Below are 24,096 nucleotides of genomic sequence, written 5' to 3'. Positions count from 1 at the left end.
TCCTGTGCTGCGCTTCGGAACCGACGGGGTTCGGGGACGAGCCTACAGGGAGCTCCATCCCGACGACGTCGTCCGACTGGCCCAAGCGGCCGCCGAGGTCATGGCCCCAACTAGTCCGGTCGTCATCGGCCGCGACACCAGGGAGTCCAGTCCTGAATTCGCCGAAGCATTGGCAGCTGGATTCAGTGCAGTCGGTGTCTCCTCCATCGACTTGGGAGTTGCTCCCACTCCGGCAGTGGCATGGGCGGCGGCTCGTACCCGCGCCCCGGGCGCCATGGTCTCGGCATCCCACAATCCGTGGTACGACAACGGCATCAAGCTCTTCGGTCCTGAGGGCCGAAAGCTAGACGACGAAGCCCAAGCCGCCATGGAGTCGAATCTGGGGTATTCCGACCGCAAGACCGTATCCACCCTTGGCACCCCCCGGCGCACTTCCGACGGGTCGGAGATGTTGGAGGAATACCAAGACGCGGTGGCCAAAACAGCTGATTTCGACGGTCGCGAACTCCGTGTGTTGGTAGACGCGGGCCAAGGGGCGGCCACAGTCGTCCTACCCGACCCGCTCCAAGCCCACAACGCAACCGTCACGGTTATCAACTCATCCCCCAACGGCCGCAACATCAACCACAAATGCGGTTCCACATATCCCGAGGCAGTGGCCAGGTCTGTACTCAGGGAGAACGCCGACCTAGGCCTCACCTTCGACGGCGATGCCGACCGGGTACTGGCCGTGGACCACACCGGCGAGCTCGTCGACGGCGACCAGATCATCGCCATCTGCGCAATCGACCGACATCAGCGGGGCCGGCTCCCCGACGACACCGTGGTGGTTACGGTGATGACCAACCTGGGCTTCCACCGGGCCATGGCCCGGCGGGGCATCAACGTGGTGACTACCCCAGTGGGCGACCGCCATGTGTGGTCTGCCCTGCAAGACGGCGACTGGGCGTTGGGCGGCGAGCAATCAGGCCATGTGATCTTCCCCGCCCTGGCCACCACCGGAGATGGCCTGGTGACCGCCTTGCAGCTCCTCGAGGTAATCGCCCGCCGGGGTGTGCCGCTGAGGGACTTGGCTGCCGAGGCCATGACCAAGATGCCCCAAGTACTCCACAACGTGTCCATCGACCCCAGCTCCATCGACCAAAATCGCCTAAACGCCGCGGTAGCCGCCGCCGAGCAGACACTGGGCGCACACGGCCGAATCCTGGTCCGCCCCTCCGGAACCGAGTCCGTCGTCCGAATCATGGTGGAAGCCGAGACCCCTGAAAATGCCGAATCCGTCGCCGCAAACGTCGCTGAGGCGATAGGCATCTGAACCCTTCGGCCCTCGGCAGGTCATTTCCCATGTTGGCCACTAACCTTGGGGAACGATGTGCGGCATTGTCGCGGTGGTACGGCGCCGGTCAGAGCGTGTTCCCCCGACCTCGGCCGAGGTCCTCGACCTTTTGAGCCCGGTGGTCGTGTCGTTGCGCGACCTCGGCGGCGCCGATGACCTAGCTAGCCACATCGAGGCCAGGGCCCAAAACCTGATCCGCGCTGACCAACTACTCCGGGGCACCCCCGGGCTCCAGGCGCTGTTGACTGAGAAGCCGCTGCGGGCCACTATCCGGGCCACCCTGAGCGAGATCGACCGGCTGATCAGCGCCCTTGAAAGCGATCTTGACCGGTCCGCCGGCGACCGGGCCAATGAGGCGGTCAACGCCGCCCTGGTCCATTTGAAGGACGCCTTATGGGCCATCGGCAACGACCGGCTGAGCACCGCCGACGCGGTGGCTGCATTGGCCGGACCCGCAGCCAGCGAACCTGCCCTGGCCGCGTTCAGCTCGGTGCAGATAACCCTGTCGGCCCTGGACAGGTTGGAGGTTCGAGGGCGGGACTCGGCCGGGATCCACATCATGGTCAGCGGTCACGGTCTCGACCCCTCAACCCCGGCGGTGGCTGCGGCACTGGCCGAGCGTGCGGCTGATCCTCTGTTCCGGTCGGGCTCGGTGCGTTGGGCCGACAACTCCCTGAGCTTCGTCTACAAGGCCGCCGCCGAGATCGGCGAACTCGGCGACAACACCGCCGCACTGCGAGCGGCCGTTACCGCCGACGAGCTGCTGGCCGCCGCTGTGGACGCCGAAGCGGCCTCGGCAGTGGTTATCGGCCACACTCGTTGGGCCAGCGTGGGGATGATCAACGAAGCCAACGCCCACCCGCTCAACTCCGAAACGGTTGAAGGCCCCGACCGGATCTATGCCATTGGAGCTTTGAACGGGGACGTCGACAACCACACCGATTTGGTGGCCCAGCATGGTCTGGCCCTGGATCCCGGCATCACCACCGACGCCAAGGTCATCCCAACGCTCTGGTCGGCCCGACTGGACGGCCCGCACAGCGCCATCGACGCATTCCGCGGCACCGTCGCCGACCTCGCCGGCTCGGTGGCCATCGCCGGTCAGACCGCGGCCAATCCCGACCAACTCCTGCTGGCCCTGCGGGGCAGTGGCCAAGCCCTGTACATTGGCGCCGCCGAAGACGCTTACGTGGTGGCCAGCGAGCCTTACGGGCTGGTTGAACAGGCCAACCATTACCTTCGCATGGACGGTGAAACCCCATCTGATCCCAACAACGCTGACGCCAGCCGGGGTCAGGTGGTGGTTCTCAACCGCGACCACGCCGGGGACCTGGCCGCCGTGCAGCGGTTCTCCTGCGACGGCACTCCGCTGCCGGTGGCCGCCGCCGACATCGCCGATGCCGAGATCACCACCCGCGATGTCGACCGCCGGGGTTTCCGCCACTATCTGCTGAAGGAGATCACCGAATCGCCCGAGTCGTTCCGCAAGACCCTGCGGGGCCGGATCGTCAGCACCGAGAGCGAGACGCACTCCCCAACCCTGGCGGTGAGACTGGGGTCCGAAACTCTCCCCGATCATTTGGTGCAGCGGCTGGCTGACGGCCGCATCGCCAACATCGTGGTGATCGGCCAGGGAACCGCCGCTGTGGCCGGCCACAGCCTGGCCCATTTCCTGCGCCACGAGCTGCCTGATCGACAGGTCAGTTCCGCTTTGGCCACCGAGCTGTCGGGTTTCGGGATGCAGGCCGACATGAGCGACACCCTGGTTGTCGCCATCAGCCAGTCGGGCACCACCACCGACACCAATCGCACCGTCGATCTGGTTCGGCGGCGAGGGGCCGCCGTCATCGCCATCGCAAACCGGCGCAACAGCGACCTATGCGACAAATCCGACGGGGTGCTCTACACCTCCGACGGCCGGGACGTGGAGATGAGCGTGGCCTCCACCAAGGCGTTCTACGCCCAAGTGGCCGCAGGGGTGTTGTTAGCTGTGGCTCTAGCCGACGCCGTCAACGGAGACCGTCCGCTCGACCTCCGCCAGCAGGAGCGCCGCCAGCAACTGTTGACCTCGCTGCGCGATCTCCCCGCGGCCATGGCCGACGTTCTCAACCTGCACGATCGCATCGCCGACGTCGTCCGGCGCCACGCCCTGGGCCGAACATATTGGGCGGTGGTGGGCAACGGGCTCAACCGGGTAGCCGCCGAGGAAGTCCGCATAAAGCTCTCTGAGCTGTGCTACAAGTCCATCGCCTGCGACACCACCGAGGACAAAAAACACATCGATCTGTCCTCCGAACCGCTGATCTTGGTGTGCGCTGCCGGGCTGTTCGACTCCACCGCCGACGATGTGGCCAAAGAGGTGGCCATCTTCCGGGCCCACAAGGCCGCCCCCATCGTGATCACCAGCAGCACCGAAGTCCGCTTCGACGCCGCATCCGAGGTGATCGCCACCCCGAACACCGCCTCGCCCGACCTGGCCTTCGTGCTGGCCACCATGGTGGGCCACCTGTTCGGATATGAGTCGGCGCTGGCCATCGACGAGCTGGCCCAACCCCTGCGGGAGACTCGGGCGGCCATCGAGGCCGAAGTGGCCTCCAGCGATGCCGGCAACGAAGCTGACATCGACAGCCAGGAAATGCTGGCCTCCCTTCGCACCCAGTTCACACCGGCCGCCCAGCAGTTCTTCCAGGACCTGCGCCAAGGCCGCTACAATGGATGCCTCGAAGCTGGCACCGCCGCCGAGATGGCCTCCATGTACCGCTATGCCCTGGGCATCGCCCCTCTCGACGCCTACCAACTGGAGCGGGGCCGAGTGGGCACCCCGGCTGTGGTTCTGGAAGACCTCACCGCCATGCTCACCGTGGCGGTGGGCGAGCTAACCCGCCCAGTGGACGCCATTCGCCACCAGGCCAAGACCGTCACCGTGGGCATTTCCCGAGCCGAGGAGTCGCTGCTGGAACTGCCCCTAGTCCGGGCCGCCCTCGACGCCGGCGCTCCTCGCCACCAGCTCAGCTACCAAACGCTGCGCACGCTGACCGCCCTCGACCCCGCGGTGGCCGAGGTCACCGGCTATATCCGCTACGGCATCAACGGAGACCCGGAAGATCCCAGCACCACCATCCACGTGATCGACCGCGGCGGCATCACCGTGGGACTGGCCTCTCGCACCGAACGCGACCCCACCTTGCGAGGCAGCAAGCACCTGGTAGCCGTGGAGCGGCAGGTTCGAGCCGCCCGGGGCCGTTCCGACGGCCGGACCATCGTCTTGATCCCCGAGGTCAAAGACCGCCAGACCACTGGCCTCACCCTGCTGCATGTGCGGTTTCAGCCCAGCCTCTCACCCGAGACGGCCCAAAAGGTGCTGGAGGGCTATCGGAACCGTTTCGCCGCCCTGCGCGACGAGGTCACCGAGACCGAACCCGACTTCCGCCTCGACCGGCTGGGCGATATCAGCACCGAATCTCTGATGCTGGAGCCGGTGGCCGAGCTCGCTGACCGTTGGCGGCCATGATCTGGTGTTCGGGTACGCCTTTGAAATGACCCCCATCGTCACCCCGGCCGAGATGGCCGCCATCGATGCGGCCGCTCCGGAGCCCGTCGAGGAGCTGATTGAGCGGGCTGGCGCCGCGCTGGCCCGAACCGCGCTGGACATGCTGGGGGGAGGCTACGGACGACGGGTGACGGTGCTGGCTGGCAAGGGCAACAACGGCGCCGACGGACGGGCTGCCGCCCAGCGGTTGCGCCGCCGCGGCGTCCGAGTGGCGGTAGTCGATGCCGCCGATGGCCCCGACTCGCTGCCCGCCGCCCACTTGGCCATCGACGCCGCCTACGGCACCGGCTTGCGTCGGCCCTATTCCCCACCCCGCCCCGCCCCATCGCTCGACAACCCCGACCAAGCTGCTCCGATCCTGGCCGCCGACATCCCCTCTGGTGTGGACGGGTTGACCGGTGAGATCCGCGGACACGCCTGGGTCGCAGCTCAAACCGTGGCCTTCGGTGCACTCAAGCCAGGGTTGATCCTCCATCCCGGCGCACAGCACTGCGGCCGGATCACCGTGGCCCCCATCGGCCTCGATGTATCAGGAGCCCGAACCCACCTGGTTACCGCCGATGACGTGGGCCGTTGGCTGCTGGTGCGGCCCGCAGAGGCCCACAAGTGGAAGACCGCCTGCTGGGTTATCGCGGGATCGCCGGGCATGACCGGGGCCGCTCATTTGGCCTCCAGCGCCGCACTGCGGGGCGGATCGGGCTACGTCCGGCTCAGTACCCCCGGCCTCGACGCTGCTGACCTTCTGGATGGCCCCGCCGCCGCGCCCACCGAGGCCGTCGGTTGGCCCTTGCCGGCAGATGATTGGGCCTCTGCGGTTGATGACGACGAATTGGCCCGCTTCAAGTCCGTGCTGGTCGGGCCTGGGTTGGGCCGACACCCCAACACCGTCAAAGCAGTCCGCGACCTCGTCGCCAAGGTTCCGCTGCCTCTGGTAGTGGACGGCGACGGCCTCAGCGCCCTGGGCACCAATGCGCCAGATGTGTTGGCCCAACGCTTTGCCCCCACCGTGCTTACCCCCCACGACGGGGAATACCGCATTCTCACCGGCGCTGCCCCCGATGCCGACCGATTCGCCGCCGCCCGCTCCCTGGCCGCCGCCGCCGGGGCGGTCGTCTTACTCAAAGGCCCCACCACCGTGGTGGCCCATCCCGGCGGCGACGCTCTGGCCGTAACCAACGGCGACGCCCGGTTGGCTACCGCCGGCACTGGCGACGTGTTGGCCGGACTCATATGTGGCTTGCTCAGCACCAACGCTGAACCCATGCACGCCACCGCCTCCGCCGCCTGGCTTCACGGCCAGGCTGCCAACGCCTGCCCGCCGGCCGCCATGACGGCGTCCGATCTGCTATTTGTCCTGCCCAGGGTATGGGAAGCCGCCTCCCAGCAAGAGGCGACCCCATGAGGCCAACCTGGTCCGACATCAACCTTTCCGCCATCACCCACAACGTGGAGTTGTTGGCCGAAATGGTCCATCCCGCCGAGCTGTGTGCGGTGGTCAAAGCCGACGCCTACGGGCACGGCATGATCCCGGTGGCTCGAACCGCCGTCGAGGCGGGTGCCACCACGCTGGCGGTGGCCCTGGTGGACGAGGGCCGCCAACTCCGAGAGGCCGGGATCGACACTCCCGTGCTCCTTTTGTCGGAGCCCCGGCCCAACGAGTTTGCCGAAGTGGTGGAGCACCGACTCACTCCCACGGTGTACCAGGGCGAGGGCTTGGCCGCCGCCGCGGCCGCCGCGGCCGCCGCCGGGGTACGCCAGCCCGTGCACCTCAAAGTCGACACTGGCATGGCCCGGGTGGGCGCCCCACCCGCTCAGGTGATGATGCTGGCCGACGCCATCGCCGAGCGCGACACGCTGGAGTTGGCCGGCGTGTGGACCCACTGTGCAGTGGCCGACGAACCCGATAACGCCTTCACCGCCTACCAGATCGAGCAGTTCAACCATCTCTTGTCCCGGCTGCGGCTGGCTGGTCACCACGACTTTTCCCGCCACCTGGCCAACTCGGCGGTGGCCATTGCCCACTCCACCGGTCGGTTCGACATGGTGCGCTGCGGCATCGCCATCTACGGCATACCCCCGTCGCCGGCCTTGGCCGGCTGCCTGCCGCTTCAGCCGGCCATGACCCTGCGCACCGAGGTTGCCATGGTCAAAACAATCGCCGCTGGCACCCCGGTTTCCTACGGCCACCACTACACCGCCCCCGCCGACACCCAGCTGGCCACCATCCCCATCGGCTACGCCGACGGCTGGACCCGCCGTCTGGGCACCACCGGGGGCGAGGTGCTGATCGGAGGCCGCCGACGGCCCATCGCCGGGGTGGTGACCATGGATCAGACCATGGTCGACTGCGGCCTTGACCACCCCGTGTCCCCCGGCGACGAGGTGATCTTGCTAGGCCGTCAGGGCGACGAGGAGATCACCGCCACCGAGATCGCCGATCGCCTCGACACCGTCGCCTACGAAGTGGTCTGCAACCTCGGCCGCCGGGTCTCCCCGCGCTACCAGTAAAGGAATGCCCTAGCGCGACGGCGGTATGGCCTGGGGAAGCCCCACGGTGTACTCGGGGTTTGTCTCGTTCATGATCGACTCGGTGCGGGCTGCGATCCTGTCTTTGAAGTCGGGATGGGGGAAGACCCAGAACTGGTCGTCGCGCACCGCGTCGAACACCAATTCGGGGATCTCCGCCGGATCGGTGCCCTCGTCGATGGCATCGATCAGGGCTCGGTGGAAGGCGGCCGCCTCAGCGTCGGCCGACATGGGTCCGCAGGTGTCCTCGTAGGTGTCGGGGCGGTTGCGCTCTGCCCGGAAGATGCCGGTGGCCACCGGACCGGGGCACAAACACGACACCCCGATGGGCGCATCGATGATGTCCAGCTCCCGATGGAGCGACTCGGCGATGGCCACCGCCCCGTACTTCGAGGTGGTGTAGGGGCCGAGCAGCCCCCCGGAGGTGAGCCCTCCCACCGAGGCGGTTATCACCACGTGGCCGTCGTCGCCCTTGTCCAGCATCCGGGGAATGAAGCTGCGCACCCCGTGGATCACCCCCCACAGGTTCACGTCCAGCACCCATCTCCAGTCGTCCACGGTGTTCTCCCAGGTGAACCCGCCGGTGAGCACCCCGGCATTGAGATGCACAAGGTGGATTCCACCGAACCGCTCCAACGCCGCGTTGGCCAGCGCCTCGTTGGCATCGGGGCTGGTCACGTCGGTCAGCATGAGCTGGGCATTCTCCAAGCCGCCGACGGTCTCAGCCAACCCGGCCTCGTCGATGTCGCCGGCCAAGACGTGCATCCCCTCGGATGCGGCCTTGCGCACCATGGCCCGGCCCATGCCGCTGCCTGCTCCGGTGATCACCGCCACCTTCCCAGCCAAATCCCTCATGTCAATTCCCTTCGGGGTCGCATCAGTCGCCGCCATCATGGCTCACGGAGCGGATGGCTGTCTCCACGGCGGCTGCCGCCATCAACCGAACCAGCCCGAAATCGGCTTCCACCTGGCCGGTAGCCCCCACCACCAGCGCGTCGCCGTCGCCGCCAGTGTGCGCCGGAAGAAGCGCCCGGGCCATCCCGCTGTGTCCGCTGCGGGCCACCCGGAAACAGCCCAGCTTGTCGAGCACCGCGTTGGTGGCCACCACCCCGATGGTGGTGTTGGTGGGCGCTTGGGGATCATCCCCATCGGCAAACGGGTCGGCCGACTGATGCTCGTAGGTGCCCGCCACCAGCGAGTCCACCACTCGGCCGTCGTTGATCGCCCCCGAGGGATTCACCGCCACCAATGCGCCCACCAGCACATCGCCCACCTGGAGCAGCGCGCCGCCCAGTCCCCCCGGCTCGCGGTGCTCTGCCCCCCGCCACTTGTTCATGGTGGCCCCGGTGCCAGCGCCCACCCGCCCCAGCGCGGGAACCCCCTCGTGTGCCGCCTGGGCCGCGGCATAGCCATCTTCTGGTCCGGGCCGCACCGAGCCATCGCCCTCGGTCAGGTCGTATAGCGACAGGCCCGCCACGATGGGCACCCGGCCGCCCCGGGTCTCAAACCCCCGGCCCTGTTCCTCACACCACCGCATCACCCCGTCGGCCGCAGCCAGCCCAAACGCCGAGCCCCCCGACAGCACCACCGCGTCCACACACCCCACTGTCCGCTCCGGCGCCAGCAACCCAAAATCCCGGGTCGCCGGAGCCCCCCCTCGAATCTCCCCCGAGGCAGTGGTCCCCTGGGGAAACAACACCACCGTGCACCCCGTCAGCGCCGCCTCATCGGTCCAGTGCCCCACCAACACGCCCCCGCCAACTCCCAACATCACCGCCGACGGTACTGCACAGATTTACCGCCGTCCCATAGCAAAGTCGGATACAGACCGGGTCAATCCAGCATTCTCCTCAGCCAATGGGGGGCGTAGTCTTGGCCTGTGACATTGGCGTTGGCTGAGGTTGCCGCTGAGGCGGCGGGCTGCACCAAGTGCGGGCTGGCCAGGGGCCGGACACAGGTGGTATTCGGCATGGGCAACCCTCAAGCCGACCTCATGTTCGTGGGAGAGGGACCCGGTGCCGAGGAGGACAAGCAGGGCCTCCCTTTCGTGGGCCGCTCGGGCAAGCTCCTTGACCGCCTAATGGCCGAGGAGATGGGCCTCACCCGCGACTTGTGCTACATCGCCAACGTCGTCAAATGCCGTCCCCCCGACAATCGGGACCCCAAGCCCGAAGAGATTGATGCCTGCCGTCCGTGGTTGGAGCAGCAGGTCAAGCTGATCGCCCCGAAAGTGATCGTCACTTTGGGCAACTTCTCCTCCAAACTGCTGCTGGACACGAAAACCGGAATCACCAAACTGCGAGGACAGAGCTACCCAATGGGAAACATGATCAGTACCAGTGCGGTCGTCATCCCCACTTACCATCCGGCAGCCATTCTGCGAGGTGGTGGCCTCCAAGAAGCCCAGATGCGCTCCGACTTGGTTCGAGCCCGCATGGCGATGACCAGATGATCCAAGCCCGCACTCGCTCACCCGAGGACACGAAGAACCTGGCCGCCAGCCTGGCCGAGTTGGCCCATCCCGGCGACCTGCTCTTGCTGGTGGGCGACTTGGGCGCGGGGAAAACCACCTTCACTCAGGGATTCGCCGCCGCCTTGGGCGTCAGCGAGCCGGTGACCAGCCCCACATTCACCCTGGCCCGTGAATACCACGGCAGGCTGCTTCTCCATCATCTCGACGTCTTTCGCCTAGATCAGATTTCTGAGGTGCTCGACTTGGGGCTGCCCGAACTGCTCGACAGCGATGGGGTGATCCTCATCGAGTGGGGCGACGTGATCCGCCAAGCCCTGCCCAACGATTACCTGGAAGTGGCGCTGACCTTCGTCGACGGCCAAGACACCTCGCCGGACGAACGGGTGGTACTGCTAACTCCAATAGGACCTCGCTGGCAAGCCCGGTTTGGCACGCTGGTCGCCGCTATTCGCCAGTGGACTGGGGAGCCCCCGTGTTGATCTTGGGCATCGAATCGGCCACCCAGCAGGTGGGATGTGCCCTCGGCGGGCATGAGGGGGTGCTGGCCTCGGCTCACAGCGCCCGGGGCCGTCGCCACGCGGAGTCCATCGCCCCCCAGATCCAGTTCGTGACAAGACAAGCCAGGGTCGAGCTAAAGGATGTGGGGTGTGTGGCCGTGGACCTCGGGCCCGGCTTGTACACCGGCCTGCGGGTGGGCATCTCCAGCGCCATGGCGATGGCCTACGCCCTGGGCGTCCCGATGATCGGAGTGTCCAGCCTCGATCTTCTGGCCTTCGCCGTGCGCCACACCAACCGGTTGATCGTGGCCGCCATCGACGCCCGGCGCAGCGAGCTGTTCTACGCCTTCTACCGCCAGGTCCCCGGCGGGGTCCAGCGGGTGTCTGAGGCCCAAGTCGGCACTCCCGATGACCTGGCCTCCGAATTGCTGGCCACCAGCGAAGAGGTGCTGTTGGTGGGCGACGGTGCCCGCCGCTACGCCGGGGTGTTCGACCAGCTCCAGAAGACCGACATTGCCGAACAAGACCTGGCTCACCCCTCGGCCGCCTCCCTGGTTCAGCTGGCCCACGCCCGAGCGCTGCGGGAGGAATTCGTCAAGCCGTGGGAGCTCAAGCCGATATACCTTCGGATTCCCGACGCCGACATCAACTGGAGCACCCGATGATCGCTCCTATGACCCTTGATCATCTGCCTGAAGTCATGGCCATCGATTCCCAGTGCTATCCCATTCCCTGGTCAAGGGAGGTCTACGAGTCGGAACTGGCCCGCACCGATGATCGACTCTATGTGATCGCCCGCCCCGATAAAGTTGTCGGCCACGCCGGAGTGGCCTTCGAAGCAGACGAAGCCCACATCACCACCGTGACAGTGGCCCCCGATCACCGGGGCCAAGGCATTGGCGCCCGGCTGCTCTTGGCTCTTGCCTTGGCCGCCCGCCGCCACAACACGAGCTTGGCCCTGGAAGTGGAGGCCGACAACCCCTCCGCCCAATCCCTGTACCGGCGCTTCGGACTGGCCCCAGTGGGCATTCAACGGGGGTACTACGCCGACATGGGCCTGTCGCCCGATGCCGTGGTGATGCGGGCCGACAACATCCACCAATCCGACTATGCCGATCGCCTGGTCAAGATCGCGGTAGAACTGGACTACGCATGACTGCCGAGGATTTCCCCCAACTGAGCCCGGCCATTGTGCTGGGCATCGAGACCTCCTGCGATGAGACGGCCGCCGCCGTGGTCTCCGGCCCCTCCGACGTCTTGTCGTCGGTGATCAGCAGCCAGGTAGACCTGCATGCCCGCTACGGCGGGGTGGTTCCGGAGATCGCCAGTCGAGCCCACGTGGAGCTGCTCACCCCGGTGGTGGCTCAAGCGATTATCGAGGCCGGCCTCAGCGACCATGAGGTGGAGGCGGTGGCCGCCACCGCGGGCCCCGGCCTAATCGGCTCCCTATTGGTGGGAGTCAGCGCAGCCAAATCGCTGGCCCTGGTCTGGGACGTGCCGTTCGTGGCGGTGAATCACCTCGAGGCCCATCTGTACTCTTCGTTCCTGGAGGAGCCCGGCCTCGATCTGCCGGTGGTGGTGCTCTTGGTGTCGGGCGGCCACACCCTGCTGGTGCTGATGGAGGCGTTCGGCCGCTACCAGCTCATCGGCCAGACCCTCGACGACGCCGCCGGCGAGGCGTTCGACAAGGTGGCCCGCTTTATGGACCTGGGTTATCCCGGCGGCCCGGTCATCGACCGACTGGCCATGGACGGTGACCCCGAGTCGGTGGCCTTCCCCCGCCCCATGTACGACGACGGCTACAACTTCTCCTTTAGCGGCCTCAAGACCGCAGTGGTCAACCACGTTCGAAAAAATCCCGACCTCGATGTGGCCGACGTCGCGGCGTCGTTCCAGGAGGCGGTGGTGGACGTGCTGGTGTACAAGGCCCGCAAGGCCGCCGAGGAGTTCGATGCCAAGGGCCTGTGCCTGGCCGGTGGGGTAGCGGCCAACTCTTCGCTGCGGGAGCGGATGCTCGACGCCTGCGTTGCTGCGGGCATCAGCGGTTTCTTGCCCAGCCGATCCATGTGTACCGACAACGCGGCCATGGTGGCCGCCGCCGGATGGCAGCGGCTCCAACTCGATGGCCCCTCGCCGCTGGACACCGGCGCCGACCCCAACCTCGTCCTCCCCTTCATTTAGCAGTCCCTCTGTGAATTGGCCTCAGGGCGACTGACGCCCTACTCTTAGCACTCGCCTATCGAGAGTGCTAACGCTCAAATATCAACCCCTTGGAGGCCAAGATGGCTCTACAGCCCCTTGATGACCGGATTGTTGTCCGTCCCGGCGAGTCCGAAGAGATGACTGCCAGCGGCCTGGTCATCCCCGACACTGCCAAAGAGAAGCCCCAGCAGGGTGAAGTCATCGCCGTAGGACCCGGCAAGCGGTCTGACAACTCCGGCGAGCTCATCCAGATGGACGTCTCCGTCGGCGACACCGTGGTCTACAGCAAGTTCGGCGGGACCGAGATCACTGCGGACGGCGAGGATCTGCTGATCCTGTCGGCCCGCGACGTGCTCGCCATCGTCAAGTAGCCACGATGACCAAGATTCTCAAGTTCCGGGAGGAGGCCCGCCAGGGCCTCGAAGCCGGCGTCAACCAGCTGGCCGACACGGTCAAGGTGACCCTTGGCCCCAAGGGCCGCAACGTGGTCCTCGACAAGAAGTTCGGCGCCCCCACCATCACCAACGACGGCGTGTCCATCGCCCGCGAGGTGGAGCTCGACGACAAGTTCGAGAACATGGGCGCCCAGCTCATCAAAGAGGTGGCCACCAAGACCAACGACATCGCCGGCGACGGCACCACAACCGCCACCGTGCTGGCCCAGGCCATGGTCCGCCACGGCTTGCGCAACGTGGCCGCCGGCGCCAACCCGATGAGCCTCAAGCGGGGCATCGAGCAAGCAGTGGCCGCCGCGGTGGACTCACTGGCCGACCAGGCCCAGGACATCTCCCAGAAAGAGGAGATCTCCCAGGTGGCCTCCATCTCGGCCGCCGATCAGGCCATCGGCAACGTCATCGCCGAGGCCATCGACAAGGTGGGCAAAGACGGCGTGGTCACCGTGGAAGAGTCCAACACCTTCGGCATGGAACTCGACTTCGTCGAGGGCATGCAGTTCGACAAGGGCTTTTTGTCCCCCTATTTCGTGACCGACGCCGAACGCCAGGAGGCTGTCCTCGACGAGCCCTACATCTTGTTCAACCAGGGCAAGATCAGCTCGGTGCAGGATCTGCTCCCCGTGCTGGAGAAGGTCATGCAGACCGGCAAGCCGCTTTTGATCATCGCCGAGGACGTGGAGGGCGAGGCCCTGGCCACCCTGGTGGTGAACAAGATCAGGGGCACGTTCAACTCGGTGGGCGTCAAGGCCCCCGGATTCGGCGAGCGCCGCAAGGCCATGCTCCAAGACATGGCCATCCTCACCGGCGGCCAAGTGGTGGCCGAAGAGGTCGGTCTCAACCTGGAGGGCGTCACGCTCGACCTGTTGGGCACCGCCCGCAAGGTGATCGTGACCAAAGACGACACCACTATCGTGGAGGGCGCCGGCTCCAAGGCCGACGTTGAAGGCCGCGTGGCCCAGATCCGCCAGGAGATCGACAACACCGACTCCGACTGGGATCGGGAGAAGCTCCAAGAGCGCTTGGCCAAGCTGGCCGGCGGCGTGGCCGTCGTCCAGGTGGGCGCCGCCACCGAGGTGGAGCTCAAGGAGAAGAAGCACCGGATCGAGGATGCGCTGTCAGCCACTCGGGCCGCCATCGAGGAAGGCGTGGTCGCTGGGGGCGGCACCGCCCTGCTGCGGGCTCGTCCGTCGGTGGCCAAGGTGGTCGACAACCTCAGCGGCGACGAGTCAACCGGCGCCAAGATCGTGCTTGAGTCGCTGAGCGTGCCGTGCTCCCTCATCGCCTCCAATGCCGGCTTCGAGGGCTCCATCGTGGTGCGCGACATCGAGGACACCTCCGGCACCATTGGGTTCAACGCCGCCACCGGCACCACCGAGGACTTGGTGGCCGCGGGCGTCATCGATCCCGCCAAGGTGACCCGGGCTGGCTTGCAGAACGCGGCTTCCATTGCCGCCATGCTGCTCACCACCGAGGCACTGGTGGCCGACAAGCCCGAGCCGCCTGCCCCCCCGATGCCCCCTGGTGGCGACCCCATGGGTGGCATGGGAGGAATGGGCGGCATGGGCGGCATGATGTAGCCACCCGGCAAACATCAACCACCCAAAGAACTGAGCCTGGGGGCCACCGTCGCTGCGAAGCGGGGTGGCCCCCAGTTCATTCCCCGCCCCGAATCGTGGCGGCCAGGCGGGCCGCCGCCTTGGGCCGAGCTCAGCCTGTCCGAGCGGCGTGTGGATCTCAACCAGTTACGGGCTGCCCTCGACGGCCGCCCGCAATCCACCTGGGGCGATACCCCTCCCACCGGACAGGAGCGGCGCTCCGCGGTGCTTGTGCTGCTGTACCCCGAGGATGGCGAATTCTGCGTGCTGCTTATCCGCCGAGCCCAGCACCTGCGATCCCACAGCTGGGAGGTGGCCTTTCCCGGCGGAGGCCAAGAGGACGGCGACGACACCCTGCTGGCCACCGCCCAGCGGGAGACCCGCGAGGAGATCGGCCTGGACACCGGCCAAGTGGATGTCATCGGCCAACTCGACCGCTACGTCACCGTCGGCAGCCGATCGCTGGTCCACCCGTTCGTCGGATTCCTTCCCCACCCTCCCGCCGGCCTGATCCCCGACCCCGCCGAGGTGGAGCACATCTTGTTGGTGTCCACCGCCGAGCTGCTTTCCGACGAAGCCTGGCGAGAGGAGATATGGCCCATCAATGGCGTCGACCGGCCCATCACATTCTTCGAGCTCTACGGCGACACCGTATGGGGCGCCACCGCCGCCATGCTCCGCCAACTCCTCACCATCGCCACCACCCGCTGAGAAATTCCCGGCCTTCACCGGCCTCCACCGCAAGACCTCACAGATCTGTCGGCCACAATGACTGATATGGGTGAGCGGCCAAACCACATGAGCCCGGAGGAGTTCCGCCAGGCGGGCTACCAGGCGGTGGACTGGGTGGCCGATTACATGGCCCGCCTCGGCGATCTTCCGGTCAAGTCTTCGGCCCATCCGGGTGATGTCCGGGCTATGTTACCCGCAGAGGCTCCTAAACACGGCGAGGACTTCTCCGAGGTGCTGGCCGATCTCGGCCGGGTGATCCTGCCAGGCATCACGCATTGGCAGGCGCCGGGGTTCTTCGCCTACTTCTCGGCCAACGCCAGCGGGCCTTCGGCGCTGGCCGATCTGGTGTCGTCAGGACTCGGCGCCCAAGGAATGATGTGGGACACCGGCCCCGCGGTCACCGAGCTGGAGCAGCACGTGCTCGACTGGTTGGCCGTCGAGATGGACCTGCCCGAGAAGTTCCGGGGCAACGGCGTCATCCAAGACAGCGCCTCCAGCAGCACGCTGTGCGCCGTCCTGGCCGCCCGACACCGGGCCGGCGGCATCAACGCCCTCCCCAATCTGGTGGCCTATGCCTCCGAGCAAGCCCACTCCTCGGTGGAGAAGGGCCTGCGGGTGGCAGGAATCCCCGCCGATCGGATGCGGCCCATTGCCACCACACCCGACTACGCCATGCGGGCCGACCATCTGGCATATGAGATCGTCAAGGACAAGAACGACGGCTTGACCCCGTTCTTCGTAGCCGCAACCGTGGGCACCACCGCCACCACGGGCATCGATCCCGTGACCGAGGTGGCCTGGGTGGCGTCCAACTTCGACGCCTGGACCCACGTAGACGCCGCCTTCGCTGGCACCGCCGCGCTTTGCCCCGAGATGCGCTTCCTCAACGCCGGGCTGGAAACCGCCGACAGCTACGTGTTCAACCCCCACAAGTGGCTGCTCACCAGCTTCGACTGCTCGGCCTTCTATGTGGCCGATCGGGCCAGCCTCACCGAAGCCCTCTCCATCGCCCCCGAGTATCTGCGCAACCCAGCCAGCGAGTCCGGCACCGTGGTGGACTACCGCGACTGGCAGGTGCCGCTGGGCCGGCGGTTCCGGGCCCTCAAGCTGTGGTTCGTGCTCCGTCACTACGGGCTTGAGGGTCTACGGGCCCACATCCGCCGACATCTGGCCTGGGCCAGAGAGCTCACCGAGTGGGTGGAGTCCGACCACCGATTCGAGTTAGCCGCCCCCACCGTGGTGAGCCTGGTGTGCTTCCGTCACAAAGACGGCAACAAAGCCACCAGTCGGATCCTCGAAGCGGTCAACCAGTCCGGCCGGGCCTACCTCACCTCCACCGCCCTCGGTGGCCAGATCATCCTCCGGGTGGCCATCGGCAGTCCTCAAACCGAGCGCCATCACATCGAAGATCTCTGGAATCTGATCCAATCTGTCGCCTGATTTCGCCTAGCTCCTGGTGAGGGGGTAAATCCCCCTATGGCAAGCCGCAAGGCTTTAGAATTCTTGGTTTCCAAGCAAAAGGGGCGTCGCGATGGCCGAGGTTGAGATCGGGCTGGGCAAGACCGCACGGCGGGCGTACGGGTTCGACGACATCGCCATCGTCCCCACCCGCCGCACCCGCGACCCTGAGGATGTGAACATCGCCTGGGAGATCGACGCCTACCGCTTCGACCTGCCCCTCATGGCCTCGGCCATGGACGGGGTGGTCAGCCCCGAAACCGCCATCGTCATCGGGCAACTCGGCGGGGTGGGGGTGCTCAACCTCGAGGGGCTCTGGACCCGCTATGAAGATCCCGAGCCAGTCCTCGACGAGATCGCATCCCAACCCCCCGAGAAGGCCACCCTGCGGATGCAGGAGCTGTACGCCGAACCCATCAAGCCCGAACTGGTGGGAGAGCGCATCCGCCAGATCAAAGACGCCGGGGTGATCTCCTGTGCGTCGGTCACTCCCCAGCGCACCGAGCAACTGGCCCCCCACATGCTGGCCGCCGAACTCGACCTCATGGTCATCCAGGGCACGGTGGTCACCGCCGAGCACAAGTCCAAGAACCACGAGCCGCTGAACCTCAAGCAGTTCGTCCGCCGACTGGAGATCCCGGTGATTGTGGGCGGCTGCGCCAGCTACGACGCCGCCCTTCACCTCATGCGCACCGGCGCCGCTGGCATCCTGGTAGGCGTGGGGCCGGGCCAGGCCTGCACCACCCGGGGCGTGCTGGGCATCGGCGTCCCCCAGGCCACCGCCATCGCCGACGCCCGGGCCGCCCGGATGCGCCATCTCGACGAGACCGGGGTGTACGTCCACATCATCGCCGACGGGGGCATGGCCACCGGGGGCGACATCGCCAAGGCCATCGTGTGCGGGGCCGACGCGGTGATGATCGGCTCCCCTCTAGCCGCCGCCCACGAATCGCCTGGCCGGGGCCACCACTGGGGCATGGCCACTTTCCATCCCACCCTTCCTCGGGGCGCCCGAGTGCAGACCTCCCCCCGGGGAACCTTGGAGGAGATTTTGGTCGGCCCGGCCCGGGAGAACGATGGCCGACTCAATCTGTTCGGCGGCTTGCGCACCTCCATGGCCACCTGCGGCTATGAGACGCTCAAGGAGTTCCAGAAAGCCGACATCATGATCGCCCCCTCGCTGCAAACCGAGGGCAAATCTCTTCAGCGCTCCCAGGGCATCGGAATGGGGCGTTGAGCCTCTCCGCCAACTCTGCTGCCGACGGATTATCGGCGGCCATGGGTACAGCCGACAGCGCCAGCCGAGACCACCCGGTCTTGGTCGTAGACTTCGGCGCCCAGTACGCCCAGTTGATCGCCCGCCGAGTGCGCGAGGCCCACATCTACAGCGAGATTGTCGCCCACTCCATAAGCGCCGACGAGATTGCCTCCCGCCAACCGGGAGCGGTGATCTTCTCCGGCGGTCCTAAGTCAGTTCACGTCGAGGGCTCGCCCCGCATCGACCCCGACATCTATGGGCTGGGCATTCCCATCTTGGGCATCTGCTACGGCGCCCAGCTCATCGCCGCCCAGCTCGGCGGCGAGGTGTCGCGCACCGGCGTCGGCGAATACGGCCGCACCGCCATGAGCGTGAGCGATCCCGGCACGCTGTTCGGGGCTGATGAGGACACCGAGCGACCGGTGTGGATGAGCCATTTCGACTCCATCTCCACTCCGCCCGACGGCTTCGTGGTCACCGCTTCCACCCCCCAGGCTCCGGTAGCCGCCCTCGAAGACCCCCAACAGCGCATCTTCGGCGTTCAGTTCCACCCCGAGGTGGCCCACACCCCCGGCGGCCAGGCGGTGCTGGAGCGATTCTTGTACGGGGGTGCCGGGCTGGCCCCGTCGTGGACCACTGAGTCGTTCATCGACGAGGCGGTGGCTACCATCCGAGCCCAGATCGGCGACGGCCGAGCGGTGTGCGGCCTGTCCGGAGGGGTCGACTCCGCGGTGGCCGCCGCCTTGGTCCACCGAGCGGTGGGCCATCAGCTCACCTGCGTGTTCGTGGATACCGGCCTCATGCGCCAGGACGAGGGCCAGCAGGTGATCGACGCCTTCCGCCGCTCCCAGGGCATCGAGTTGATCGCGGTGGAAGCCGCCGACCGGTTCTTCGAGGCCCTGGTCGGGGTGAGCGACCCCGAGGAGAAGCGCAAGATCATCGGCGAGCTGTTCATCCGAATCTTCGAGGAGGCCGCCAACCAAGTGGATGGGGCTGCCTTTTTGGTGCAGGGCACGCTGTATCCCGACGTGATCGAGTCGGGCTCCGACTCGGCGGCCAAGATCAAGAGCCACCACAACGTGGGCGGCATCCCCGAAGAGATGGACTTCGAACTGGTCGAGCCGCTACGCGACCTGTTCAAAGACGAGGTGCGGGCCGTGGGCCACGAACTGGGCCTGCCTGATGAGATCGTGTGGCGCCAGCCCTTCCCCGGCCCCGGCCTCGGCGTGCGGGTGATCGGCGAGGTCACCGCCGACAAAGCCGCTCTGTTGGCCAAAGCCGACGCCATCGTGAGGGCCGAGATCCATGCCGCGGGCCTCGATCGAGAGATCTGGCAGGCGTTCGCCGTGCTGCCCGACATCCGCACGGTGGGCGTGATGGGCGATGAGCGGACCTACGGCCAAGTGGTGGTCATCCGGGCGGTGACCAGCGAAGACGCCATGACCGCTGACTGGGCCCGGCTGCCCTATGAGCTGCTGGAAACCATGTCGAGCCGCATCATCAACGAGGTCGAAGGCATAAACCGGTTGGCCTACGACATTACCTCCAAGCCCCCCGGCACCATCGAGTGGGAGTGACCCCAGAAGGAAGCTAGGCGGCTCGGGTGGTGATGAGCTGCACCCGCTGGGGGGTGTCGGTCTTCATGTTGTTCAGCTCGTCGGTGTAGAAGAACTTCTCCTCGCCGAACGCCGGGCGCAGCTCGTCGAGCCACGACGCCTCTTCGTCGTAGGCGGCGAAGAACAGCCGGTTGACCCAATCGGGATCGCGGGCCTGCACGAACTTGAGAGCGATCACCTTCTCGCCTCCGATCTCGGCGACGCCGTCCACCAGCACCTTGCCCGGCGTGGCCGACATTGACGGGCCCCGCCAGGTACGGGCCAGGCCCGACACCTGCTTATAGGCGTCGGTGTATATCTGATAGGCCTCCACCAGCGGAACCTCGAAGTACCGCTTAGCTCCGGTGTCGCGCTCCACGAACATGTAGTAGGGCACCGCTCCCAGCTTCACTTCGGTGGTAATCATGTCGGCCCACGCCCGGGCGCTGTCGTTCACATGGCGGATCAGCGGCGCCTGGCACCTCACCACCGCACCGGTCTCGATTATGCGCCGCAGCGCCTCGCGGGAGACATCGGTGGCCAACTCCACTGGATGCGAGTAATGGGCCATGATGGCCAAGTGGCGACCAGAGGCCACGATCTCCTCGAATAGGCGCAACAGGTCGTCGGCCTCCTCGCCCTCGGTGAACTTGTAGGGCCAGTAGGCCGGGGCCTTGGTGCCGAACCGAATGGTATTGATCTCCAAGTCATCGGCCATGAGCGGTTCCACATAGCGGCGGATCAGCTCGGTCCGCATGATCATGGGGTCGCCCCCGGTGAACAGCACATCGGACACCGTCGGGTTCAGCTTCAGGTAGGCCACCAACCGGTCGATTTCCTTGCTGGCGAACTTGAGATCGTCGAGCTGCACAAACTGCGGCCAGCGGAAGCAGTAGGTGCAGTAGGCGTGGCAGGTCTGGCCTTGGGTGGGGAAGAACAGCACCGTCTCCCGGTACTTGTGCTGCACGCCCTGCACCACCTCTTCCTCCAAGTAGCCGGCGTTCATCTCCACCTGCCCCGCCGGATGCGGGTTCAGACCCAGCTGGATCTCTCTGGCAGCCGCCTTGAGCTCGGCGGCCGGCACCTCGGCTCTTATCAGATCGGCGATGCGATTGAAGTGGGCGGGATCGAGCATCCCCTCCTGGGGGAAGGTGAGCTGGAACATGGGATCGTCAGGAACGTTGTCCCAGTTGATGAGCTGCTCGCACACATAGTTATTGGTCTTGAACGGGAGCACCGAGCCCACCACCCGGGTCACCATCTTCTGGTGGTCGCTCAGCCGGTCGAACCCGGGGGTGTCTTCCAGGTTGCGGAGCTGGAAAGTGCGAAAAGTGTGCTGTTCGCCGTTGCCGGTGCTCATGGTGGGCCTCCCTATGAGAACGCCGTCGATTTGTCAGAGATACAACCGATAGTACCAGCCTTTCCGACCACTGTTGGGGGAGCTAAGTCTGCCACCATAGGCTTGTGCTGACCAGATTCGACGACTTCCCCATCCACCAGACCCCCGACCCCATCTCCACTCCCTCCACCGGAGAGAAGGATTTCTACGAGCGCTACTGGTTCAACGGCTACTCCAAAGTCGGCGACATGTACCTCGGCGTGGGCACCGCCCGCTATCCCCACCTAGGCATCCAGGACTGCGGCATCAGCATTGTTCACAACGGAGTGCAGCACGCCTTCCACGCTTCGGCCCGGGCCAATCCCGAGCCCTCCGATTTGAGCGTCGGGCCGTTCAACCTGGAGATCACCGAGCCCATGAAGGCCTGCCGGGTGGTGCTGGAGCCCAACGACACCGATTTCGCCGCCGACCTCACCTTCGAGGCCCGCACCGCGGCCATCGAGGAGCCCCGCCACCACTGGTCCGACGGCAGCCGCCGCATCATGGACACCACTCGGTTCACCCAGTTCGGCCGCTGGCACGGCTGGATCGAATACGACGGCCAGCGCATGGAGATCGACCGAACCGATACCTACGGTACCAAGGACCGCTCTTGGGGCGTCCGCCCGGTGGCCGGCGGCGACAACCGAGGCGCCCCCCAGCCACCGCGGGCCATGGGACTGTTCTTCTTGTGGGCTCCGCTGCACTGGGACGACATGTGCAGCCACTACCAGCTGTTCGAGGACACCCTGGGCCGCCCCCGTTTCCACGTTGGCGCCTTTTTGCCCGCCTACGACTCCCTGGCCGACAACCCTGCGGTGGAGGACCCCGGCGTGGAGCCCATGCATCGTCTCGAGCACCAGCTCATCTTCGAGCCCGGCAGCCGCATGATCAAAAGCGCCACATTGGCCATGACCTCCCTAGAAGACGACACCCGCCACGAGATCACCTTCGACAAGCAGTTCACCTACCGCATGAAAGGCATCGGCTACAGCCACCCCACCTGGTCGCACGGCGACTGGAAGGGCGAGCTGGCCATGGAGTCGGAGCGCTGGAAACTGGCCGACGTCGACGACAACGCCTTCGAGAACCAACACGTCCAGCACCTCATGAAGGTCCGCATGGGCGACCGCCAAGGCATCGGCGTCCTAGAGCAATCCATCTTCGGCCCCTATCGCCCCTACAACCTAGAAGGCCACATAGCCCCCGCCAACTAGCGCAGGTAGGCGTCTCCGCCGTCGATGTTAATTGTGGTGCCGGTTATGTAGCCGGCGGTGTCGCTGCATAGGAAGGCCACTACTCGGCCGATGTCGATCTCGGCGTCGCCAACCCTCTTCAAAGCGAATCGCTCTTGGAGGGCGGCGAAGCCGTCGGGGTTGAAGCCCTTCCAGTCCTCCATGGCCGGCGACATGGCCACCGGCATAAGCGTGATGGCCCGGATGCCGTCGGCGCCCCACTCCATGGCCGCCGCCCGGGTGATCGACTGGATGGCCGACTTCACCCCGGCATACACCCCCATGCCGCTGGGGTCGGTCTTGAGACTGGAGCCCGAGCCCTGGTTGATGATCATCCCGCCGTCCTTCAAGTACGGGTGGCACAGCCGCATGAACCGGATGGAGGCCAGCGCCCCCGAGGTCCACGCCGCCATGCAGGCCTCGTCGCTCACCTCCAGCAAATGACCGTGGGGCACCTGCTGGGCGTTGTTCACCAGGATGTCGACGGTGCCGAAGTGCTCCACGGTGCGATCCACACAGGCCTGGATGTCGTCCAGTTCGTTCACGTCGCACACCAGCGCCAGCGCCGACCCGCCCCGTTCGGCGATCTCGGCCGCCACCGCCTGTACCTTCGACTCAGTGCGGGCCGCCACCGTGACCCCAGCTCCCTCAGCCGCCAGGGCCAAGGCAATGCCCCGACCCACTCCTTGGCCCCCGCCGGTAACGATTGCCGTCTTCCCGTCAAGCATTCCCATGGCGTCGAACACTATCCCGGCACGCATCCCCAACCACGGGCGACCGGCAATGAGCGGAGAGGGTGGGATTCGAACCCACGAACCACCTTACGGCAGTTACTTCCTTAGCAGGGAAGCGCCTTCAACCGGACTCGGCCACCTCTCCAGGCCCCTACACCCTAGCTGTTCGCTGCTAGCCCGGCCTCATGGATTGCCCTCCTACGCGCCTACCATCCGAGCCATGGAAGACCACAGCCAATGACCCCGTTCGACATCAGCACCACCGATCGCCTGATGTCCACCACACGCTCAGTGCGACGGCGGCTGGACTTCGATCGGCCGGTTGATTCCGACGTCCTGCGCGACTGCGTGAGGTTGGCCTCCTATGCCCCCAACGCCTCCAATGCCCAGGACTGGCGCTGGGTGATCGTGACCGATTCTGAACAGCGAGCGGCCATTGCCGAGCACTACCGGGCGGGCATCGTTCCCCCGATGCAGGACCTGCTCGACCGCCGACGGGCCGACGGGGACGCCGCCGGCGTTCGCCACTCCGAGGCGGTGCTGTACCTTGCCGAGCGGTTACATGAGGTGCCCGCCCTGGTGATCCCCTGCATCCGTGGGGAGCTCGACCCCAACCTCGATCTCGCCTGGACCGCCAGCCTTTTCGGCTCAATCCTGCCTGCGGTGTGGAGCTTTCAGCTCGCCCTCCACAGCCGGGGCTTGGCCTCCACCTTCACCACCGCCCACCTGCTGGCCGCCGACGAGGTGGCCGCCCTGCTCGATATTCCCGACGACTACCTCCAAACCTGCCTGATCCCGGTGGCCTACTTGTTGGGCGACGACCTAAAGCCCCCCACCCGCAAAGACCCCGACGAGATCATCGCCTGGAACCGCTGGTCCTAAACTGCTCCTTCGACCCCAGACCAAGGCCACTAATCTTCCCCTCGGAGGGATGGCAGAGCGGACGATTGCAACGGCCTTGAAAGCCGTAGGGCCTTCCGGGGTCCCGGGGGTTCGAATCCCCCTCCCTCCGCTGACAGGAATCTTGCCGAGGCTGCCAGACTGAACAACGTGACCGTCATATCGCCTAGGG

At 66.3% G+C, this 24,096-nt stretch carries 21 protein-coding genes and 2 tRNA genes; 18 read left to right on the top strand and 5 right to left on the bottom strand.

Going from position 1 to position 24,096, the window contains the following annotated elements; genetic code table 11:
- Window positions 1-4 precede the first annotated feature (4 nt).
- Genes glmM through alr form a run of 4 tightly spaced genes read left to right on the top strand, consistent with a single transcriptional unit; the run spans window position 5 to window position 7,394 of the window.
- Window positions 5-1,315, top strand: a complete 1,311-nt coding sequence (gene glmM, locus ACOOGG_RS08930) for a phosphoglucosamine mutase (protein ID WP_420434389.1) — start codon at window positions 5-7, stop codon at window positions 1,313-1,315.
- A gap of 55 nt (window positions 1,316-1,370) precedes the next feature.
- Window positions 1,371-4,847 carry an SIS domain-containing protein gene (locus ACOOGG_RS08925; protein ID WP_420434387.1) on the top strand — a complete coding sequence of 1,159 codons (3,477 nt, stop codon included), beginning with the start codon at window positions 1,371-1,373 and terminating at the stop codon, window positions 4,845-4,847.
- A 25-nt stretch (window positions 4,848-4,872) separates the two neighbouring features.
- A complete protein-coding gene (locus ACOOGG_RS08920; RefSeq protein WP_420434385.1) occupies window positions 4,873-6,288 on the top strand; it encodes an NAD(P)H-hydrate dehydratase in 1,416 nt (471 codons plus the stop codon).
- The gene (gene alr, locus ACOOGG_RS08915) at window positions 6,285-7,394 is read left to right on the top strand and encodes an alanine racemase (RefSeq protein WP_420434383.1); all 1,110 of its coding nucleotides are present in this window, start codon (window positions 6,285-6,287) and stop codon (window positions 7,392-7,394) included. Before ACOOGG_RS08920 ends, alr begins: the two co-directional genes overlap by 4 nt.
- Window positions 7,395-7,403: 9 nt before the next feature.
- Here the strand turns inward: alr and ACOOGG_RS08910 are convergent, their stop codons facing one another.
- Together ACOOGG_RS08910 and ACOOGG_RS08905 are read right to left on the bottom strand one after the other, a co-directional pair.
- Window positions 7,404-8,267, bottom strand: a complete 864-nt coding sequence (locus ACOOGG_RS08910) for an SDR family NAD(P)-dependent oxidoreductase (RefSeq protein WP_420434381.1) — start codon at window positions 8,265-8,267, stop codon at window positions 7,404-7,406.
- A 22-nt stretch (window positions 8,268-8,289) separates the two neighbouring features.
- Complete coding sequence (locus tag ACOOGG_RS08905) at window positions 8,290-9,183, bottom strand: P1 family peptidase (protein ID WP_420434379.1); 894 nt, start codon at window positions 9,181-9,183, stop codon at window positions 8,290-8,292.
- 108 nt (window positions 9,184-9,291) lie between these two features.
- Between ACOOGG_RS08905 and ACOOGG_RS08900 the strand changes: the two genes are divergently transcribed.
- The 11 genes from ACOOGG_RS08900 (at window position 9,292) to guaA (ending at window position 19,659) form a co-directional block, all read left to right on the top strand.
- The gene (locus tag ACOOGG_RS08900) at window positions 9,292-9,864 is read left to right on the top strand and encodes a uracil-DNA glycosylase (protein WP_420434377.1); all 573 of its coding nucleotides are present in this window, start codon (window positions 9,292-9,294) and stop codon (window positions 9,862-9,864) included.
- Window positions 9,861-10,364, top strand: coding sequence for a tRNA (adenosine(37)-N6)-threonylcarbamoyltransferase complex ATPase subunit type 1 TsaE (gene tsaE / locus ACOOGG_RS08895; RefSeq protein WP_420434375.1), 504 nt, complete (start codon window positions 9,861-9,863; stop codon window positions 10,362-10,364). The genes ACOOGG_RS08900 and tsaE overlap by 4 nt, the downstream gene beginning before the upstream one ends.
- Complete coding sequence (gene tsaB / locus ACOOGG_RS08890; protein ID WP_420434373.1) at window positions 10,358-11,047, top strand: tRNA (adenosine(37)-N6)-threonylcarbamoyltransferase complex dimerization subunit type 1 TsaB; 690 nt, start codon at window positions 10,358-10,360, stop codon at window positions 11,045-11,047. The genes tsaE and tsaB overlap by 7 nt, the downstream gene beginning before the upstream one ends.
- 8 nt (window positions 11,048-11,055) lie before the next feature.
- Window positions 11,056-11,538, top strand: a complete 483-nt coding sequence (gene rimI / locus ACOOGG_RS08885) for a ribosomal protein S18-alanine N-acetyltransferase (RefSeq protein ID WP_420434371.1) — start codon at window positions 11,056-11,058, stop codon at window positions 11,536-11,538.
- A complete protein-coding gene (tsaD, locus tag ACOOGG_RS08880; protein WP_420434369.1) occupies window positions 11,535-12,563 on the top strand; it encodes a tRNA (adenosine(37)-N6)-threonylcarbamoyltransferase complex transferase subunit TsaD in 1,029 nt (342 codons plus the stop codon). The genes rimI and tsaD overlap by 4 nt, the downstream gene beginning before the upstream one ends.
- 101 nt (window positions 12,564-12,664) lie before the next feature.
- Window positions 12,665-12,955: a co-chaperone GroES gene (gene groES / locus ACOOGG_RS08875; protein WP_420434367.1), complete on the top strand. Its 291-nt coding sequence runs from the start codon at window positions 12,665-12,667 to the stop codon at window positions 12,953-12,955.
- Between the two features lie 5 nt (window positions 12,956-12,960).
- The gene (gene groL, locus ACOOGG_RS08870) at window positions 12,961-14,616 is read left to right on the top strand and encodes a chaperonin GroEL (protein WP_420434365.1); all 1,656 of its coding nucleotides are present in this window, start codon (window positions 12,961-12,963) and stop codon (window positions 14,614-14,616) included.
- Window positions 14,617-14,766: 150 nt separating this feature from the next.
- On the top strand, window positions 14,767-15,345 hold the full coding sequence (locus tag ACOOGG_RS08865; protein ID WP_420434363.1) for an NUDIX hydrolase: 579 nt from the start codon (window positions 14,767-14,769) through the stop codon (window positions 15,343-15,345).
- 66 nt (window positions 15,346-15,411) lie between these two features.
- Window positions 15,412-16,806 (top strand): pyridoxal-dependent decarboxylase, encoded by a 1,395-nt coding sequence (locus ACOOGG_RS08860; protein WP_420434361.1) that lies wholly within the window; start codon window positions 15,412-15,414, stop codon window positions 16,804-16,806.
- Between the two features lie 91 nt (window positions 16,807-16,897).
- Complete coding sequence (locus ACOOGG_RS08855) at window positions 16,898-18,061, top strand: GuaB3 family IMP dehydrogenase-related protein (protein ID WP_420434359.1); 1,164 nt, start codon at window positions 16,898-16,900, stop codon at window positions 18,059-18,061.
- Between the two features lie 41 nt (window positions 18,062-18,102).
- Entirely contained in the window at window positions 18,103-19,659 is a 1,557-nt protein-coding gene (guaA, locus tag ACOOGG_RS08850; RefSeq protein ID WP_420435189.1) for a glutamine-hydrolyzing GMP synthase, read from the top strand.
- Between the two features lie 13 nt (window positions 19,660-19,672).
- Here the strand turns inward: guaA and ACOOGG_RS08845 are convergent, their stop codons facing one another.
- A complete protein-coding gene (locus ACOOGG_RS08845; protein WP_420434357.1) occupies window positions 19,673-21,037 on the bottom strand; it encodes a KamA family radical SAM protein in 1,365 nt (454 codons plus the stop codon).
- Between the two features lie 104 nt (window positions 21,038-21,141).
- Between ACOOGG_RS08845 and ACOOGG_RS08840 the strand changes: the two genes are divergently transcribed.
- The gene (locus ACOOGG_RS08840) at window positions 21,142-22,272 is read left to right on the top strand and encodes a hypothetical protein (protein WP_420434355.1); all 1,131 of its coding nucleotides are present in this window, start codon (window positions 21,142-21,144) and stop codon (window positions 22,270-22,272) included.
- On the opposite strand, the gene ACOOGG_RS08835 is transcribed toward ACOOGG_RS08840, so the two are convergent.
- Together ACOOGG_RS08835 and ACOOGG_RS08830 are read right to left on the bottom strand one after the other, a co-directional pair.
- Window positions 22,269-23,024 (bottom strand): SDR family NAD(P)-dependent oxidoreductase, encoded by a 756-nt coding sequence (locus ACOOGG_RS08835; RefSeq protein WP_420434353.1) that lies wholly within the window; start codon window positions 23,022-23,024, stop codon window positions 22,269-22,271. The two genes, ACOOGG_RS08840 and ACOOGG_RS08835, sit on opposite strands and share 4 nt — an antisense overlap.
- Before the next feature lie 54 nt (window positions 23,025-23,078).
- Window positions 23,079-23,169: transfer RNA gene (locus ACOOGG_RS08830), tRNA-Ser, on the bottom strand.
- A 92-nt stretch (window positions 23,170-23,261) separates the two neighbouring features.
- On the opposite strand from ACOOGG_RS08830, the gene ACOOGG_RS08825 reads away from it, so the two are divergent.
- Together ACOOGG_RS08825 and ACOOGG_RS08820 are read left to right on the top strand one after the other, a co-directional pair.
- Window positions 23,262-23,906, top strand: a complete 645-nt coding sequence (locus ACOOGG_RS08825; protein WP_420434351.1) for a nitroreductase family protein — start codon at window positions 23,262-23,264, stop codon at window positions 23,904-23,906.
- A 43-nt stretch (window positions 23,907-23,949) separates the two neighbouring features.
- Window positions 23,950-24,036, top strand: a tRNA-Ser gene (locus ACOOGG_RS08820).
- Window positions 24,037-24,096: the final 60 nt, after the last annotated feature.

This window comes from Candidatus Poriferisocius sp. (assembly GCF_965214065.1).
GTDB lineage: Bacteria > Actinomycetota > Acidimicrobiia > Acidimicrobiales > Bin134 > Poriferisocius.
The sequence above is the reverse complement of the archived record's forward strand: the minus strand, read 5'-3'. Positions and strand labels throughout refer to the sequence as shown.